The 13,892-nt window shown below is 71.9% G+C and carries 16 protein-coding genes; 10 read left to right on the top strand and 6 right to left on the bottom strand.

Features of this window, described 5'->3' with window-relative positions; genetic code table 11:
* The first annotated feature begins 126 nt into the window (after window positions 1-126).
* Window positions 127-759, top strand: coding sequence for a hypothetical protein (locus tag SOM35_RS06705; RefSeq protein WP_320514811.1), 633 nt, complete (start codon window positions 127-129; stop codon window positions 757-759).
* Here the strand turns inward: SOM35_RS06705 and SOM35_RS06700 are convergent.
* Together SOM35_RS06700 and SOM35_RS06695 are read right to left on the bottom strand one after the other, a co-directional pair.
* Window positions 756-1,877: a sensor histidine kinase gene (locus SOM35_RS06700; RefSeq protein ID WP_320514810.1), complete on the bottom strand. Its 1,122-nt coding sequence runs from the start codon at window positions 1,875-1,877 to the stop codon at window positions 756-758. The genes SOM35_RS06705 and SOM35_RS06700 overlap by 4 nt on opposite strands.
* Complete coding sequence (locus tag SOM35_RS06695) at window positions 1,874-2,563, bottom strand: response regulator transcription factor (RefSeq protein ID WP_320514809.1); 690 nt, start codon at window positions 2,561-2,563, stop codon at window positions 1,874-1,876. The genes SOM35_RS06700 and SOM35_RS06695 overlap by 4 nt, the downstream gene beginning before the upstream one ends.
* A 156-nt stretch (window positions 2,564-2,719) precedes the next feature.
* Here SOM35_RS06695 and SOM35_RS06690 point away from each other — a divergent pair, with 156 nt between their 5' ends.
* Entirely contained in the window at window positions 2,720-3,838 is a 1,119-nt protein-coding gene (locus SOM35_RS06690) for an acyltransferase family protein (RefSeq protein ID WP_320514808.1), read from the top strand.
* An 89-nt stretch (window positions 3,839-3,927) separates the two neighbouring features.
* On the opposite strand, the gene SOM35_RS06685 is transcribed toward SOM35_RS06690, so the two are convergent.
* Complete coding sequence (locus tag SOM35_RS06685) at window positions 3,928-4,794, bottom strand: ATP-grasp domain-containing protein (RefSeq protein WP_320514807.1); 867 nt, start codon at window positions 4,792-4,794, stop codon at window positions 3,928-3,930.
* A gap of 387 nt (window positions 4,795-5,181) precedes the next feature.
* Between SOM35_RS06685 and SOM35_RS06680 the strand changes: the two genes are divergently transcribed.
* The gene (locus tag SOM35_RS06680) at window positions 5,182-5,598 is read left to right on the top strand and encodes a DUF4259 domain-containing protein (protein ID WP_221852410.1); all 417 of its coding nucleotides are present in this window, start codon (window positions 5,182-5,184) and stop codon (window positions 5,596-5,598) included.
* A 35-nt stretch (window positions 5,599-5,633) separates the two neighbouring features.
* On the opposite strand, the gene SOM35_RS06675 is transcribed toward SOM35_RS06680, so the two are convergent.
* Window positions 5,634-6,551, bottom strand: coding sequence for an aminoglycoside phosphotransferase family protein (locus SOM35_RS06675; RefSeq protein ID WP_320514806.1), 918 nt, complete (start codon window positions 6,549-6,551; stop codon window positions 5,634-5,636).
* 117 nt (window positions 6,552-6,668) lie between these two features.
* Between SOM35_RS06675 and SOM35_RS06670 the strand changes: the two genes are divergently transcribed.
* From SOM35_RS06670 to SOM35_RS06640, 7 genes are all read left to right on the top strand, one after another.
* Window positions 6,669-7,280: a class I SAM-dependent methyltransferase gene (locus tag SOM35_RS06670; protein ID WP_320514805.1), complete on the top strand. Its 612-nt coding sequence runs from the start codon at window positions 6,669-6,671 to the stop codon at window positions 7,278-7,280.
* Between the two features lie 99 nt (window positions 7,281-7,379).
* The gene (locus SOM35_RS06665; protein WP_320514804.1) at window positions 7,380-7,724 is read left to right on the top strand and encodes a YciI family protein; all 345 of its coding nucleotides are present in this window, start codon (window positions 7,380-7,382) and stop codon (window positions 7,722-7,724) included.
* Between the two features lie 88 nt (window positions 7,725-7,812).
* Entirely contained in the window at window positions 7,813-8,670 is an 858-nt protein-coding gene (locus SOM35_RS06660; protein ID WP_320514803.1) for an alpha/beta hydrolase, read from the top strand.
* A 15-nt stretch (window positions 8,671-8,685) separates the two neighbouring features.
* Entirely contained in the window at window positions 8,686-9,330 is a 645-nt protein-coding gene (locus tag SOM35_RS06655) for a MerR family transcriptional regulator (RefSeq protein WP_320514802.1), read from the top strand.
* On the top strand, window positions 9,327-10,253 hold the full coding sequence (locus SOM35_RS06650; protein ID WP_320514801.1) for an NAD-dependent epimerase/dehydratase family protein: 927 nt from the start codon (window positions 9,327-9,329) through the stop codon (window positions 10,251-10,253). The genes SOM35_RS06655 and SOM35_RS06650 overlap by 4 nt, the downstream gene beginning before the upstream one ends.
* Window positions 10,250-11,191, top strand: a complete 942-nt coding sequence (locus SOM35_RS06645; protein ID WP_320514800.1) for a hypothetical protein — start codon at window positions 10,250-10,252, stop codon at window positions 11,189-11,191. The genes SOM35_RS06650 and SOM35_RS06645 overlap by 4 nt, the downstream gene beginning before the upstream one ends.
* A 46-nt stretch (window positions 11,192-11,237) precedes the next feature.
* Complete coding sequence (locus tag SOM35_RS06640) at window positions 11,238-11,696, top strand: hypothetical protein (RefSeq protein ID WP_320514799.1); 459 nt, start codon at window positions 11,238-11,240, stop codon at window positions 11,694-11,696.
* A gap of 89 nt (window positions 11,697-11,785) precedes the next feature.
* Here SOM35_RS06640 and SOM35_RS06635 read toward each other — a convergent pair whose 3' ends face one another.
* Entirely contained in the window at window positions 11,786-13,378 is a 1,593-nt protein-coding gene (locus SOM35_RS06635) for a peptide chain release factor 3 (RefSeq protein ID WP_308118884.1), read from the bottom strand.
* 124 nt (window positions 13,379-13,502) lie between these two features.
* Complete coding sequence (locus SOM35_RS06630) at window positions 13,503-13,883, bottom strand: hypothetical protein (RefSeq protein ID WP_320514798.1); 381 nt, start codon at window positions 13,881-13,883, stop codon at window positions 13,503-13,505.
* Window positions 13,884-13,892 lie beyond the last annotated feature (9 nt).

Genomic DNA, 13,892 nt, shown 5'->3' with positions numbered 1-13,892 from the left:
GCTCCGGTGGGACCGTGACCGTCCCACACGTGTCAGACGACCGGCGCGCGGTCACCGTTCTCGACCTCTAGGCTCGGACGGGTACTCGCCGGTGCACGGGGCGCACGGCGGAACCAGGGGGAACACATGTCGATCACGTCCAGGATCACCATCGCGGGCGCGACCGCGCTCATCGCCGCCGTCGCCATGACCGGCTGTGCCGGACCCGGCAGCACCGCGCCAGCGAGTGAGCGCCCGACGTCGAAGGCATCGTCAGCGACGCCGACGCCGACGGCCGACGCCGCGATGCCGGAGAACCTGACCTTCGAGGACGGCGCCGAGCTCTCCACGACCAAGCTGCCGGCGTTCAGCCTCGAGGTCTCCGCCCTCGCTGACTGGAAGCAGACCGGTGAGGACCCCGCCACAGGGACGCGAGAGTACACGAACTCCGACGGCTCCGTCGCGACGATCGTGCAGCAGCGGATCACCGACCTCGACCCGTCGATCGGTGACCGTGCGGCCACCGAGCAGCTGTTCACGGCCGCCGGGTTGCCCGCCGAGCAGCTCGAGGAGCAGCTCCTGCCGACGATGACCGACGGCACGGCACAGTTCCTGTCGATCGCGGGCCACAACTCGGACGGCTCGTGGTCGGCGACCGTCGCGCGGGCGTTCGCGAAGCCCGGTGCCGCGCTCATCGTGAAGGTCAAGACGTCGTCGCAGGAGTCGCTGCGTCCGGACCTGCACGACATCCTCGTCCACGCGCAGGTCGTCATCGTCTAGTCGCGGTCGCGCTGCCGGTCGTCGTCCACGACCGGGAAGGCCACGACGGCCAGCAGTCCGCCGTCGCTCCGTGGCGTGAGGTCCAGGGTCGCGCCGTGTGCGGTCGCGACCTTCTGGACCAGCGCGAGTCCGAGTCCGAAGCCGCTGCCGTCGCTGCGGGTGCGGTCGAGTCGACGGAACGGTTCGGTCAGCGTGGCCGCCTCGGCAGCGGTGATCCGTCGGCCGTCGTTCGCCACGGTCAACCGCACGTCGGGCTGCGCGGTGACGGTGATGTCGATCGTGCCGCCCGGGACGTTGTGGACGACGGCGTTCCGGACCAGGTTCACGACGAGTTGCCGGACGAGGACCGGTTCCCCGGGGACGACCGCGTCGTCGAGGTGCACCGACACACGGAGACGGCGGGCGACGAGCTCGGCCTCCACGGCACGGAGGGCGGACGCCACCTCGTTCCGCAGTGCAATCGGTCGCGCCGTCAGGTCGGAGTCGCCGCGCGCGAGCTCGAGGAGCGCAGCGGTGATCGAGGTCATCTGGTCGACCGTGGTGTGTAGCCGATCGAGGGTCCGGGCGGTCTCGGGCGGGTGGTCCGACCGGAGTGCCACCTGCAGCATCGTCTTCATGCTCGCCAGCGGGGTGCGGAGTTCATGGGACGCGTTCGCGGTGAACCGTGACCGGCTGGTGAAGGACGCCTCCAGGCGGTCGAGCATCGCGTTCACCGTGTCGGCCACGTCGCGGATCTCGTCGTGGGGTCCGTCGACCGCGATGCGCGCGTCGAGGTTCCGGTCGTCGAGTCGTTCGGCGGTGGCCGCGATCTGCCGGAGCGGCTGCAGCAGTCGGCCGGCGACGAACCAGCTCACGACACCCCCGATGCCGCCGATGACGAGCAGCGCCGGCAGGGACACGATGAGGAACAGCCGCAACACGTCGTCGCGTCCGTTGATCGTGTAGAGGTCGTGGGTCGTGCCGTAGGGGAACGGGCCGGCGGTGAACGCGTACCCGGGCACGATCGCCAGCACCGCGAACACCGTGGCGAGCATCGCCCCGCCGGTGAGCAGGATGAGTGCCGTGTAGGTGAGCGTCAGACGGAGCCGGATCGTCAGCCGTCGAGGCTGCTCGGTCACGGTCGCTCCTCGGACACGGACGGAGCTCGGGCGTCGGGTGCGATCGCGTAGCCGACCCCGGGCGTGGTGCGGATCGGGTCCGGGTCGCCGAGCCGTCGCCGGAGGCCCGAGATGGTGACCCGGATGGCGTTCGTGAACGGGTTGGCGTTCTCGTCCCACGCCTGCTCGAGCAGTTCCTCGGCGCTGACGACCCCACCCTCGGCGCGCAGCAGGACCTCGAGCACCGCGAACTCCTTCCGCGACAGGCGCAGGTACCGGTCGTCGCGGTACGCCTCGCGCCGGAACGGGTCCAGGCGGATCCCGGCGCGTTCGAGGACCGGTGGCAGGCGTCGGCGGCTGCGTCGGTTCAGGGCACGGAGGCGCGCGACGAGTTCCTCGAGGTCGAACGGTTTGCCGAGGTAGTCGTCCGCACCGAGCCGGAGGCCGTCGACCCGGTCGCCCAACGTCGTCGCCGCGGTGAGCATGAGGACGTTCGGGCCGTCCTCGGACGCGACGATCCGGGCGCAGACCTCGTCACCGTGCATGCCGGGCAGGTCCAGGACGACGACGTCGTACCGGTTGACCGCCAGCCGTTCCAGGGCGTCGAGACCGTTCCCGACGACGTCGGCGGAGACCGCCTCGAGTCGGAGGCCCGCCTGGATGGCGTCCGCGAGGAACGGTTCGTCCTCGACCACGAGTACCCGCACGCTGCTCCTCACCCCGCAGCGCAGGGAGCACGACGGCAGGGTCATCAGAACACACCCGGTGTAAGGACGCCGTAAGGAGGAACGCCGACGCTGCCGCAACGGCCGATCTCGTGTGCTGGGCGCATGCACCGCTCCCGAACTGAACCCACCGCCGGCGTGCCAGCCACGGCCCGTCCCACCGCCGCCGACCCGGCCCTGGTGACACCGCTGCTGCCGTCGCTCACCGGCCTGCGATGGGTGGCCGCCTTCGTCGTCTTCGCGTACCACGTGCGGAACCTGGGCTACTTCTCCGGACGTGCCCAGGGCCTCCTGGCCGACACGATGGGAGCCGGCGCCACCGGCGTGTCCCTGTTCTTCGTCCTGTCCGGGTTCGTCCTCGCCTGGGCGCACCGACCCGGAACGCGGCCGACGACGTTCTGGTGGCGCCGCGTCGCCCGCGTCTACCCGCTGCACTTCGTCGGCGTGGTCCTGGCCGTCGTGGTCGCGCACGCCCTCATGCCGAGCATCGTCACGACGTCGTCGAAGGCGCTCCTGGCGAACTTCCTGCTGGTGAGTTCCTGGCACGGGCCGTGGTGGCAGGCGGGCAACCCGGTGTCGTGGTCGCTGGTCTGTGAGGCGTTCTTCTACCTGGTCTTCCCCCTGCTGATCCGGGTCCTGCACGGGGCGCGGGCCGGGGTGCTCTGGGCTGCCGTGGCGCTGTCGGTGCTGTTGGTCGTCGTCGTGCCGCATCTGCTCGCGGTACTCCCCGGCCAGCTGTCCGCGGCGAACTGGCCGCCGGCCCGGCTGCCCGAGTTCGTGCTCGGCGTGGCGGTCGCGTGCCTGATCCGGTCCGGCGCCTGGCGTGGACCAGGCCTGGCGGTCTCCGCCGTCGCAGCGGTCGCGGGCTTCGTCGCAGCCGACCGGTACCCGGCGTCACCGTTCGCCCTCAACGGCTTCACCCTGATCGGGTTCACGCTGCTGATCGCCGCCCTCGCCCGCGCCGACGTCGCCGGCGTCCGGACCGTCCTGTCGTCCCGGCCCCTCGTGGCCCTCGGTGAACGGTCCTTCGCGTTCTACCTCGTGCACCTGCTCGTCATCGACACGCTCGGTGCGCTCTGGCCGGTCGCCGACCCGCGGCCGGCGACCGGCGGGCTGGCACTCACCGTCCTGGCGCTGGCCGTCGCGCTGCTGATCGCCGCCGTGCTCCACCGGTTGGTGGAACGGCCGGCACGCACGGCGCTGCTGGCGGTTCCCGGGCTGTTCGTCCGGTCCACGGTGTCGCTGGTCACGCGGTGAACGGCGACGTAGTGTCCGACTTCATCCGACTTCATCGGCGGTCTCGAGGACGAGTGGCACGGTTCCCGCCCGACGCGTCACCCACTGCTTCAGTCAGCAGCGCCACGAAGAGGACCAGGCTGGCGATCGCCCGCCGCCGCCCGGACGGACTGCTTCATCGCGTCGACGAAGGACGTCCGGGTGGGCTCGTCGAGCAGGTCGAGTGACAGGTACGGGTTCAGGTCTTCCAACTCCACGAGGAGCAGGTCTCCGCCTCGGGTGCGGCAGGCATCGACGCGTTGGATGCCGTGCTCGATCGTGTTCCACTCGATGAACTGCTGCGCGAAGGCCCAGTCGTCCTCGCTCGCCTGGTACTGCTGCAACTCCCACCGTTTCGCCGGATCGGGGGCATTGAGCGCGTACTGCGGCACGTCGTCCACGTAGTAGAACGAGACTTCGTACTGGAAGTCGATGCGGGGTTGCACGAGCAGGTCGTCGTAGTGCAACCCGGCGAGGTCGTCACGGTGCACGACGGTGAGACCGATCGAGTCAGCGCCCAGCTTCGGCTTCGCGATGTAGTCCGGAGCCTCCGGGAGCCGTGCGATGTCCTCGGCGGAGTCGATCGTCGGGATGACCGGGTACCCGGCTCGGAACAGATCGAGGAGGTACTGCTTCCCCATCTGGTCGGCTCGTCCGGTGACGTCCGTGAACACTCGGATCCCGCGAGCCCGTGCGGCTTCCCGGAACGCTTCGTACTCGGCCAGGTAGTGCAGAACAGGCCCGCTGTTGCGCACCACGACGACGTCGAACGCATCCATCAAGTGCTCGGCAGCCAGCGGCGGGCAGATCGCGACGTCGAACTCCGCACCCAGCGCGCCGGAGAGGAAGATGTCCTCGTCGCAGTAGCGTCGACCCTTCGCTTCGTACCCGAGGTCGCTGACGTACAGGACACGCGGGCGCCGGCGCTCCCCGCTCATGCCCGTGCGCTCCCCGCCGCCGACGAACCTGACTCCGGTCGATCGACCAGCAGGTGCCGGCCGGTGAGAAGTCGTCCGTGTTCAGTTCGCATCAGGATCTCCGGGTCTGGACGGTCACCGCGCGGTGCTCGTCAGATGGGTGCTTGGGTCGGGGTGACACCCACGGCGGTGTCGCGAGGCTGTCCGATCAGCCGGGGAACGGCGCACCCCGCATGACCTGGCTGAGACGCACGGAGACCGCAGTGGCAAGACGATCGTATGGGTCGAGACGTCGTGCTGCCCTGAGAAGCGATGCAGCCGCCGGCTGAGAACGACGACCGAACCGGTCTGACTCCGCGAACTGCTCGACGGCAGAACCACCGAGCTCCTGCGGTCTAGGGTGGCCGCATGGGGACCTGGAGTGCAGAACCGGTGGGCAACGACTCGGCAGCCGACTTCGTCGGCGATCTCGAGGACGAGCGCGGGTGGTCCGTCGTGCAGGCGGCACTCACCGCCGCGACCGACGCGGGACCCGAGATCGACAGCGATGTGGCCGAACTCGCCCTCGCCGCCGCCGAGGTCGTCGCCCACGGTGTCGGACGCCCGACCCAGGACGACGCCTACACCGCGAGCATCGCGCAGTTCGTCGAGCGGGCGGGCAAGCCGGACGAGACGCTCGTCAGCCTCGCCGCGCAGGCCGTCACCGCGGCCGGGAGCCCGGACGGTGAACTCGCCGAACTCTGGGACGATGCCGGATCGGACGACCTCGCCGAGTGGCGCGCGTCGATCACTCGCCTGACCGCGAGCCTGAGCGCCGACCGGTAGCCCGAGCGGGCTGGCCGCCACGAGGCCTGACACGGTCAGCGAACGGTGGAGTCGACCAACACCTCATCGACGGCACGGCGTGCCGCCACCGCGGCCGGTTCGTCCGGGTCGGGAGCGTTCGCGACGGTCGACAGCGCCTTCCACAGCGCCCAGCCTCGGCCGTGGGCCCAGCTCGCGTCGTCCACGTCGAGCAGGTCACGGAAGCGTCGGCGGCTCGTCGTGTCGAGCAGCGTCCAGGCAACGGCGAGGTCGCATGCCGGGTCGCCGACCCCACACGTTCCGAAGTCGATGACTGCTGCGAGGCGCCCGTCCCGCAGCAGGAGGTTGCCGGCGGCCAGATCGCCGTGGAACCAGCGCACGGCGCCGTCCCAGGGCGCGTCGACCGCCTCCGACCAGATCGCCGACGCCAGGTCGACATCGACGCGGTGCTGCAGCGTCGCCAGCGCACGGGTGGTGAACGGTTCGAAGGTCCGGAGCGATCCGCCGCGGAACCAGTTGTGCACTCCCGGACCCGGACCGCTGCTCGGATCGATCCGCTGCAGCGCGGCGAGTAACCCGGCGAGGTCGGTCGCGAGGCGATCGAGGTCAGCGATCGCGGCCGTCGAGGCGGGGGTTCCCTCGATCCACCGCCGGACCGACCAGTCGAAGGGGTAGTCCGCGCTGGGGCGGCCGAGCGCCACGGGCTCCGAGACCGGGAACGGCAACTGCGGGGCGAGCCGGGGGAGCCACTCGTGCTCCTTGTCGACCGCGAGGGCGTACTCGGCGGCGCTCGGCAACCGGACCGACAGGTCGTCACCGAGGTGGAAGGTCCAGTTGTCCCAACCGCCGTCGTCGACCGGTCGTACCGGTCGATCGCGCCACTGCGGGAACTGCTCTGCGACCAGGCCACGGACGACCTCGGTCGTCACCGGGTTGCGCTGCGGTGCGGGCCCGAACACGAAGACGTCGCTCACCGGGTCTCCCGGACCCGGTCGGGACGGGAACGCCGCTGTGCTCCGCCGTCGTCCTGCATGTGCCGAGCCTCGCACAGACCTCCCGCGTCCGTCGGCCCTGGTCGGTAGCCTGCCCGGATGGGGACGAGCGTCGAGGCCGCGTACACCGACCGGGCGGCGGAGTACGTGGAGCACCTCGGGACGATGGCATCGGTGCACCCGTCCGACGTGCAGCTCGTCGGCGCCTGGGCCGCATCGGTCGAGGGCGCGCTCCTCGACGCCGGGTGCGGTCCGGGGCACTGGACGGCGTTCCTCGCGGAGCAGGGGCGGGCCGCACACGGGATCGACGCGGTGCCGGCGTTCATCGGCCACGCCCGGCACACCTTCCCGGGCGTGCCCTTCACGACAGGCAGCATCGACGCCCTCGACGCGGGTCCCGGCACTGTCGGCGGCGTGCTCGCCTGGTACTCGCTGATCCACCACGACCCGGAGTCCATCCGCGTCCCGCTCGACGAGTTCGCCCGGGTCGTGCGGCCGGGCGGGACGCTCCTCGTCGGGTTCTTCGTCGGCCCCGTGGTCGAGGCGTTCGACCACGCCGTCGTGACGGCCTGGCGCTGGCCGGCCGAGGCGCTCGAGCAGGAGTTGCAGGCCGCCGGCTTCGACATCGTCGAGACCCACACCCGCATCGCGGCGACCGGGAGACCGCGGCCGCACGGAGCGGTCCTCGCCCGCCGACGTGCCTCGGCCTGACCCGTCTGAGCCCACCAGGCGTGACTCCTGACCGATGTGAGCGCACACTGTCGTCAGGAGCGGCGACGGTGCCGCCCCGGAGCGGCAGCGGGAGACGACATGCACTACCTCGTGAACGTCCTCGACGGCGGCCCGTCCCTCGGAACGCAGACGACCGGGCGCGCCTCGGACGCCGAAGCAAAAGCGATCGACGACTTCAACGAACGGCTCCGCGCCGCAGGCCGGTGGGTCTTCGCCGCGGGTCTGTCGGAACCGTCGCGGTCGACCGTCGTCGACGACCGCGAGGGTGCCGGACTCGTGCACCGCGGCCCGGCCGTCGACGCACCGGAGCACGTCGCCGGGTTCTGGATCTGGGACCTGCCGGACGAGGACACGGCCCTCCGGCTGGCGCACGAGGCTTCACGGGCGTGCAACCGGCGCATCGAGGTCCGCCCGGTCCTCTGACCACCGGGCGAGCGCCCAGTCGGGTACCCGGTACGGTCGCACCGGGGAGTGCCAGGGGAGCACCACCCGGGAACGAGGGGGAACTCGCATGGGGAACGTCGTCGGTGCGGACTCGCTGCGCTGGTACCGCCCGATCCGGGAGGCCCGCGCCCCCGGCCCGGCGCTCCTCTGGCTGCACGGCGGCGGGTTCTTCCGCGGGACCCCCGCGCAGCCCGAGGCGCACGACGTCGCCCGCGTCCTCGCCGAGCAGGGCGTCACGGTGGTGACCGCGGCCTACCGCCTGGCACCGTTCCCCGGCACCGGGATGCTCCGGCGCCGACCGGCAGACACGCAGGAACGCTTCCGGCTGCCACTCGAGGACGTCGTCGCCGCAGCACGAGCGGTGTCGGCCGTGTCGCCGCACGGCGTCGTCCTGGGCGGCGCGAGCGCCGGCGCGTGTCTGGCCGCCGCCGCCACCCTGCACGCGTTGGACGACGGTGCCCCTCCGGTCGGTGCGGTCTTCGCGTACGGGTTCTTCCACGCCCGGCACCCGCGGGACGGTGACCCGGCGCACCGATCGCGCGGACACCGACGCATCACGCACGCACCGTGGGCACTCGACGTCGCGAACCGGAACCACACCGGAACGCGTCAGGCGCTCGCACACCGGTACGCGTTTCCGGGCGGCCTCGACCTCACCGGGTTCCCGCCGACGCTCGTCGTGAACGCCGAACGGGACACGATGCGGACGTCGGCAGACCGCTTCGCCACCGAACTCGCCGACGTGGGCGCCGATGTGGAACGCCACGTCCTGGCGGACAGTGCGCATGCCTTCCTGAACCGCCCGGGCCTCCCGGCCTTCACCACCGGGACCGCCCTGATCGCCGAGTGGATCGGCCGCCGACCCGGGCCACGGGTGAACAGCCGGCGTCGATCCGGTCGAGCGCTTGCGCCCATGCATGGATAGCCGTACTCTCCGAGAGTGCGAATATCTGATCTTGCCCGAGAGGCGGCAACACCGCTGACCGCCGTCAAGTACTACCAGCGCGAAGGACTGCTCCCCGCCGGCGAGAAGACCGCCCCGAACCAGACCGCGTACGACCGGCGGCACGTCGAGCGGGTCCGCCTGGTCCGCGCGCTGCTCGAGACCGGCGGCCTGTCGGTCGCCGTCACCAAGCAGGTCCTCGCCGTCCTCGACACCGACGACGCCCCGCTCGGCGAGGTCTTCGAGGTGGCCCAGTACTCCATGACCGCACCTCGGTCGCCGGAGGCCGCTGCGAGCCGGGAGGCCCGTGACCGCATCGCAGACCGGGTCACCGCCGCCGGGTGGGCCGCCACGACCGACAACCCCGGTCACGAGACCGCAGCACGGGCGCTGGACGGCCTCGCCACCATCGGCTTCGACGCCCCGGACGACTACCTCGACGCATACCTGACCGCTGCCGCCACCGCGGCTCGTGCCGACGTCGCCGCGCTGCAGAGCCGGGACGGCCGCGACGCGGTCGCCGAGCTCATGGTCGTCGGCACCGTGCTGGGTGACCCGCTGTTCGCCGGACTCCGGCGCATCGCCCAGGAGGACGCAACCCACGACCTGTTCCCCGTGCCCACGGACGGCGCGACCTCGTGACCGCGCCCCGGCACGTCGTGCTCGGCGGCAACGGCATCATCGGCCGCGAGACCCTGCGCGCCCTCCGCCTCCACGGCCTCGACCCGGTGTCGGTCGGCCGACGCCCCGCGGTCGACCACACGGACGCGTCGCTCACCGCGGACCTCCTCGACGCGGACGCCGTCGGCCGAGCCCTCGACGGTGCCGACGTGGCGTACTTCGTCGCCGGGCTGCCCTACTCGGCGTCGGTGTGGGCGGAGCAGTGGCCGACGATGGTGCAGCACACGATCGCGGCTGCTCGCCGCCACGGCACCCACCTGGTGTACCTCGACAACGTCTACGCCTACGGCCGGGTTTCCGGACCGATGACGGAGGACACCCCGATCCGCCCGGTGAGCCGCAAGGGCCGGGTCCGTGCCGAGGCCCTGGACCAGCTCGCGTCCGCCGCCGCTGCCGGCCTGCGGGTGACGATCGGCCGCAGCGCGGACTTCTTCGGCCCGGGGGCGACGACCAGCGTCCTCAACGGCTTCGTCCTCGACCGCATCGCCGCCGGGAAGCGACCGACGTGGCTCCTCGACGCGGGCCAGCCGCACTCCCTGACCTCGACGGTCGACGTGGGTGACGCGCTCGTGGTCCTCGGCACCGATGAGCGGGCCGCGGGCCGGACCTGGCACCTCCCCACCGCTCCGGCCCGCACCGGTCGGCAGGTCGTCGAACTCGCCGGCCTCCCGGCGACGCAGACCGCGGTGATGGGCTCGGCGATGCTCCGGCTCGGCGGGGTGTTCTCCGCGTCCGCTCGCGAGACACTCGAGATGCGGTACCAGTGGGCGGAGCCGTCGGTCCTCGACTCGGGTGCCTTCGAGCGGACGTTCGGCATCGTGCCGACCCCGCTCGAGGTCAGCATCCCCGCAGCACTCGCGCACACCCGCTCGGTGTCCCGGTGACCCCCGCGTTCCGCCGCGCCGTCGCCTGGCACCCGGCGCTCATGACGGTCGCCGCGGTGATGGCCCTCTGCGCCGTCGTCAGCGTCGTCGGGCTGCTCGTCGACCCGCGCACGGTCCTCGGCGCGCCGCTGTGGGCGAAGCCGCTGAAGTTCTCGGTCTCGATCCTGCTGTACGCCGTCACCTGGGCGTGGTTGATCGCCCACCTGCCCCGGTGGCGGCGGCTGGCGCACCGGCTCGGCACGGTGATCGCCGTCACACTGCTCGTCGAACAGGCGCTCATCCTCTGGGCGGCCGCCACCGGCACGACCAGCCACTTCAACGTCTCGTCACCCCTGCACGTCGTGGTGTGGGGCGTGATGGCGGTGTCGATCACCGTGCTGTACCTCTGCACCTTCGTGACCTCGGTCGCACTGTTCTTCCTGCGCCTGCCGACACCCGCGCTCACCGTGGCGGTCCGGCTCGGCGCGGTGATCGCCCTGGGCGGCATCGGTGTCGCGTTCCTCATGACGGGTCCGACGCCGACCCAGCTGACGAGCCCGGACGGCATCGTCGGCGCGCACGCGGTCGGTGTCGTGGACGGTGGGCCGGGCGTGCCGGTCCTCGGGTGGAGCACGACCGGCGGTGACTACCGGGTCGCGCACTTCGTCGGCATGCATGCCCTCCAGCTGATCCCGCTCCTGGCGCTGGCGGTGACGGTCCTCGCGCGTCGGGTCCCGCAACTGCGCTCGGACACCACACAGGTGCGCATCGTGGTCGTCGTCGCGCTCGCCTACGCGGCCGGCACCCTGCTGCTGACGCTGCAGGCGGCCGCCGGTCAGTCGGTGGTGCACCCGTCCGCAGCCGTGTCCGCGGTGGCCGGGGCGGTCCTCCTGGTCGCGGCGGCCGCGGTGGTGCTGACGCTCCTCCGCCGCCCCAGGCTGCCGCTCCCGACGACGTGACCGAACCGTGTCCCGCAGCCGCGAGCGACCGGTGCAGGATCGTCGCATGGGGACAGGGCGGGCGGCGGTCATCAGCGGGGCAGCGTCGATCGCGCTCGTGGTCGTCCTCGGGGCCGCCGGCTGCGCCGGTCCGGCGACCTGCACTGCGATCGGCTGGGCGAACGGCGTCGAGCTGACGCTGCTCGGCGACACCTCGGCGGTCGCCACCGTGACGGCGTGTGGCGGGGCCGGGTGCACACCGCCCACCGTGGATGATCCGCTCGCGGACCCGCCGGAGGCCGCCCTCGGCAGCACGCCGGCCCCGGTGCCGGGCGGCGTCCGCTGGCCGCTGCACCTGGGCATGGACACCCCGCACCGCGGCGCGGTCGCCGTGTACGACCATGCTGGTCAGCTGCTCGTCGGGCAGGCGGTGACGTTCCGCTGGGACAGCCCGCACGCGGCGGAGCCGTGCGGCGGGCCGTCGTCCGGACGTGTCACGGTGCGCATGCCAGCATCAGGCGTCTGACCGTGTCACCCGGCTGACGGCCGTGACCGGAGCCGGACGGGAGGCTCGACACCAGCCCGCACCGTGCCTCCCGTCCGGGACAGCGTCGGTCAGACCGGCGCCGGCAACTCCAGCCCCTTGAGTTCGCGCATCACCGAGTTGAGGTGCCACTGGTCGCGGAACAGCCCGTAGCGGTCGCGGTCGGTCGTGACGATCTCGAGGTCACGGCGACGTTCGAGCAGCGCCAGGTCGGAGTCGGTGACGGTGCGGACCATCGTCCAGGGCAGCGGCTCGACGCGGACGGCGGTGGCGAACTCGGCCTGCAGACGCGAGGTCAGGACCTCCAACTGCAGCGAACCGATGACGCCGACCATCGGCGCCTGCGCGGTCCGGCGCTCGGACTCGAGCAGCTGCACGACGCCCTCGCCGGCGAGCTGCTGCATGCCCTTCCGGAACTTCTTCGCGGTGCTGGGGTCGGTCGGGGCGACGGTCGCGAACATCTCGGGCGCGAACCGGGGGAGCGGCTCGAACTCGACCGCCTCGTCGCTGTAGAGGGTGTCGCCGGGGTGCAGCATCGTGGCGTTCACCAGACCGACGACGTCCCCGGGCCAGGCGACGTCGACGGTGTCGCGCTCCCGACCGAAGACGCTCAGCGCGTGCTTGGTGTTGAAGCGACGGCCGGACTGTGCGTGGGTGAGCATCATCCCGCGGTCGAAACGGCCGGAGCAGATGCGGACGAACGCGACCTGGTCGTGGTGGGCCGGGTCCATGTTCGCCTGCACCTTGAACACCTGGGCGGCGAACTGCTCGGTGACCGGGCGGGGAGCGCCGTCCTCGGTCCGGCGGGGCAGGGCCGGGGGAGCGGTGTCGCGGAGGAAGCGCAGCAGGTCGACCGTGCCGAGGTGCTTGGTGGCGACGCCGAAGAACACCGGCATGCTGACCCGGGCGTGGAAGTCGTCCTGGTCGGGCAGGCCACGGACCTCACGGGTGAGTTCGACCTCTTCGAGCGCGGTCTCCCACGCAGAGCCGAAGAGCTCGGCAGCTTCGGCCGCGGGGCGCTCGGTCGCGACCGGCAGGTGGCCGCCACCGGTGGACTCGTACGTCGTCAGGGTCCCGGTCGCGGTGTCGACCAGCCCCTGCAGGTTGCCGGCCTCGCCGACGGGCCAGGTGACCGGAGTGGGCGCACGGCCGGTGCGTTCCTCGAGCTCGTCGAGCAGGTCGAGGGCTTCGCGGCCCGGGCGGTCCCACTTGTTGACGACGGCGATCACCGGGATGTCGCGCGTGCGGCAGACCTCGAACAGGCGGATCGTCTGCGCCTCCATGCCCTTCGCCGCGTCGATCAGCATGACCGCGCAGTCGACGGCCGCGAGCGCTCGGTAGGTGTCCTCGGAGAAGTCGGCGTGACCCGGGGTGTCGACGACGTTGATGAGCGTGCCGCCGGCGTCGAGCTGGACGACCGCGGAGCTGATCGAGATGCCGCGACTGCGCTCGATCTCCATCCAGTCGGAGACGGTCGCACGGCGGGTGGCCTTGCCCTTCACCGCGCCGGCTTCGTCGATGGCCGAGGCCGCCAGCGTCAACGACTCGGTGAGCGTCGACTTGCCGGCGTCCGGGTGGGCGATGACGGCGACGGTGCGACGGCGGTCGGCTTCCCGCTCGATCGTGCCGGCGAGCGCGGCGTCCGCCGGGGACGGACCGGTCACGCGTCGCCCCGCTCGGGGCGTCGACCGACGGCGAGACCTGGGCGTTCCGACTTCTGCACCCCACGACGATACCGACTGCCCCGGACAGTCGACGAACCGGAAGCCTCCGGGAGGCCCGTCCCGGTCAGGTGGGCATCGCCAGGATGCGACGGAACAGCTTGCCGATCGCGGTCCGGCGGGGCCTCCAGCCGTGCGCCGTGAGGGTGTCGTTCACCGGTTTCGTGATCCACCGCGAGTTGAACGTGGAGGAGCCGGATCTGCCGGTCGACGAGCGGGTGCTGGTGCGCATCAGGCGGCGGTACTCGTTCGTCTCGGGCAGCAGCCGGATGCCGTAGCGGTAGGTGGTGACCGTTCCGCCGCCGGAGCGACCGAGCTGGTGGGTCGCGATGAACTGTCCGTCCTCGAACGTCATGTCGAACGGGTGCTCGGTCGCGCGGTGGAGGGCCATCAGGGCGTCGCCGACCTGGTTCGCGGACGACGGGGACGCGGTACCGGGGGTCGACATACCCGGACC

It is taken from the genome of Curtobacterium sp. CFBP9011, assembly GCF_034045095.1.
GTDB lineage: Bacteria > Actinomycetota > Actinomycetes > Actinomycetales > Microbacteriaceae > Curtobacterium.
This window is presented reverse-complemented; position numbering and strand designations above follow the sequence as displayed.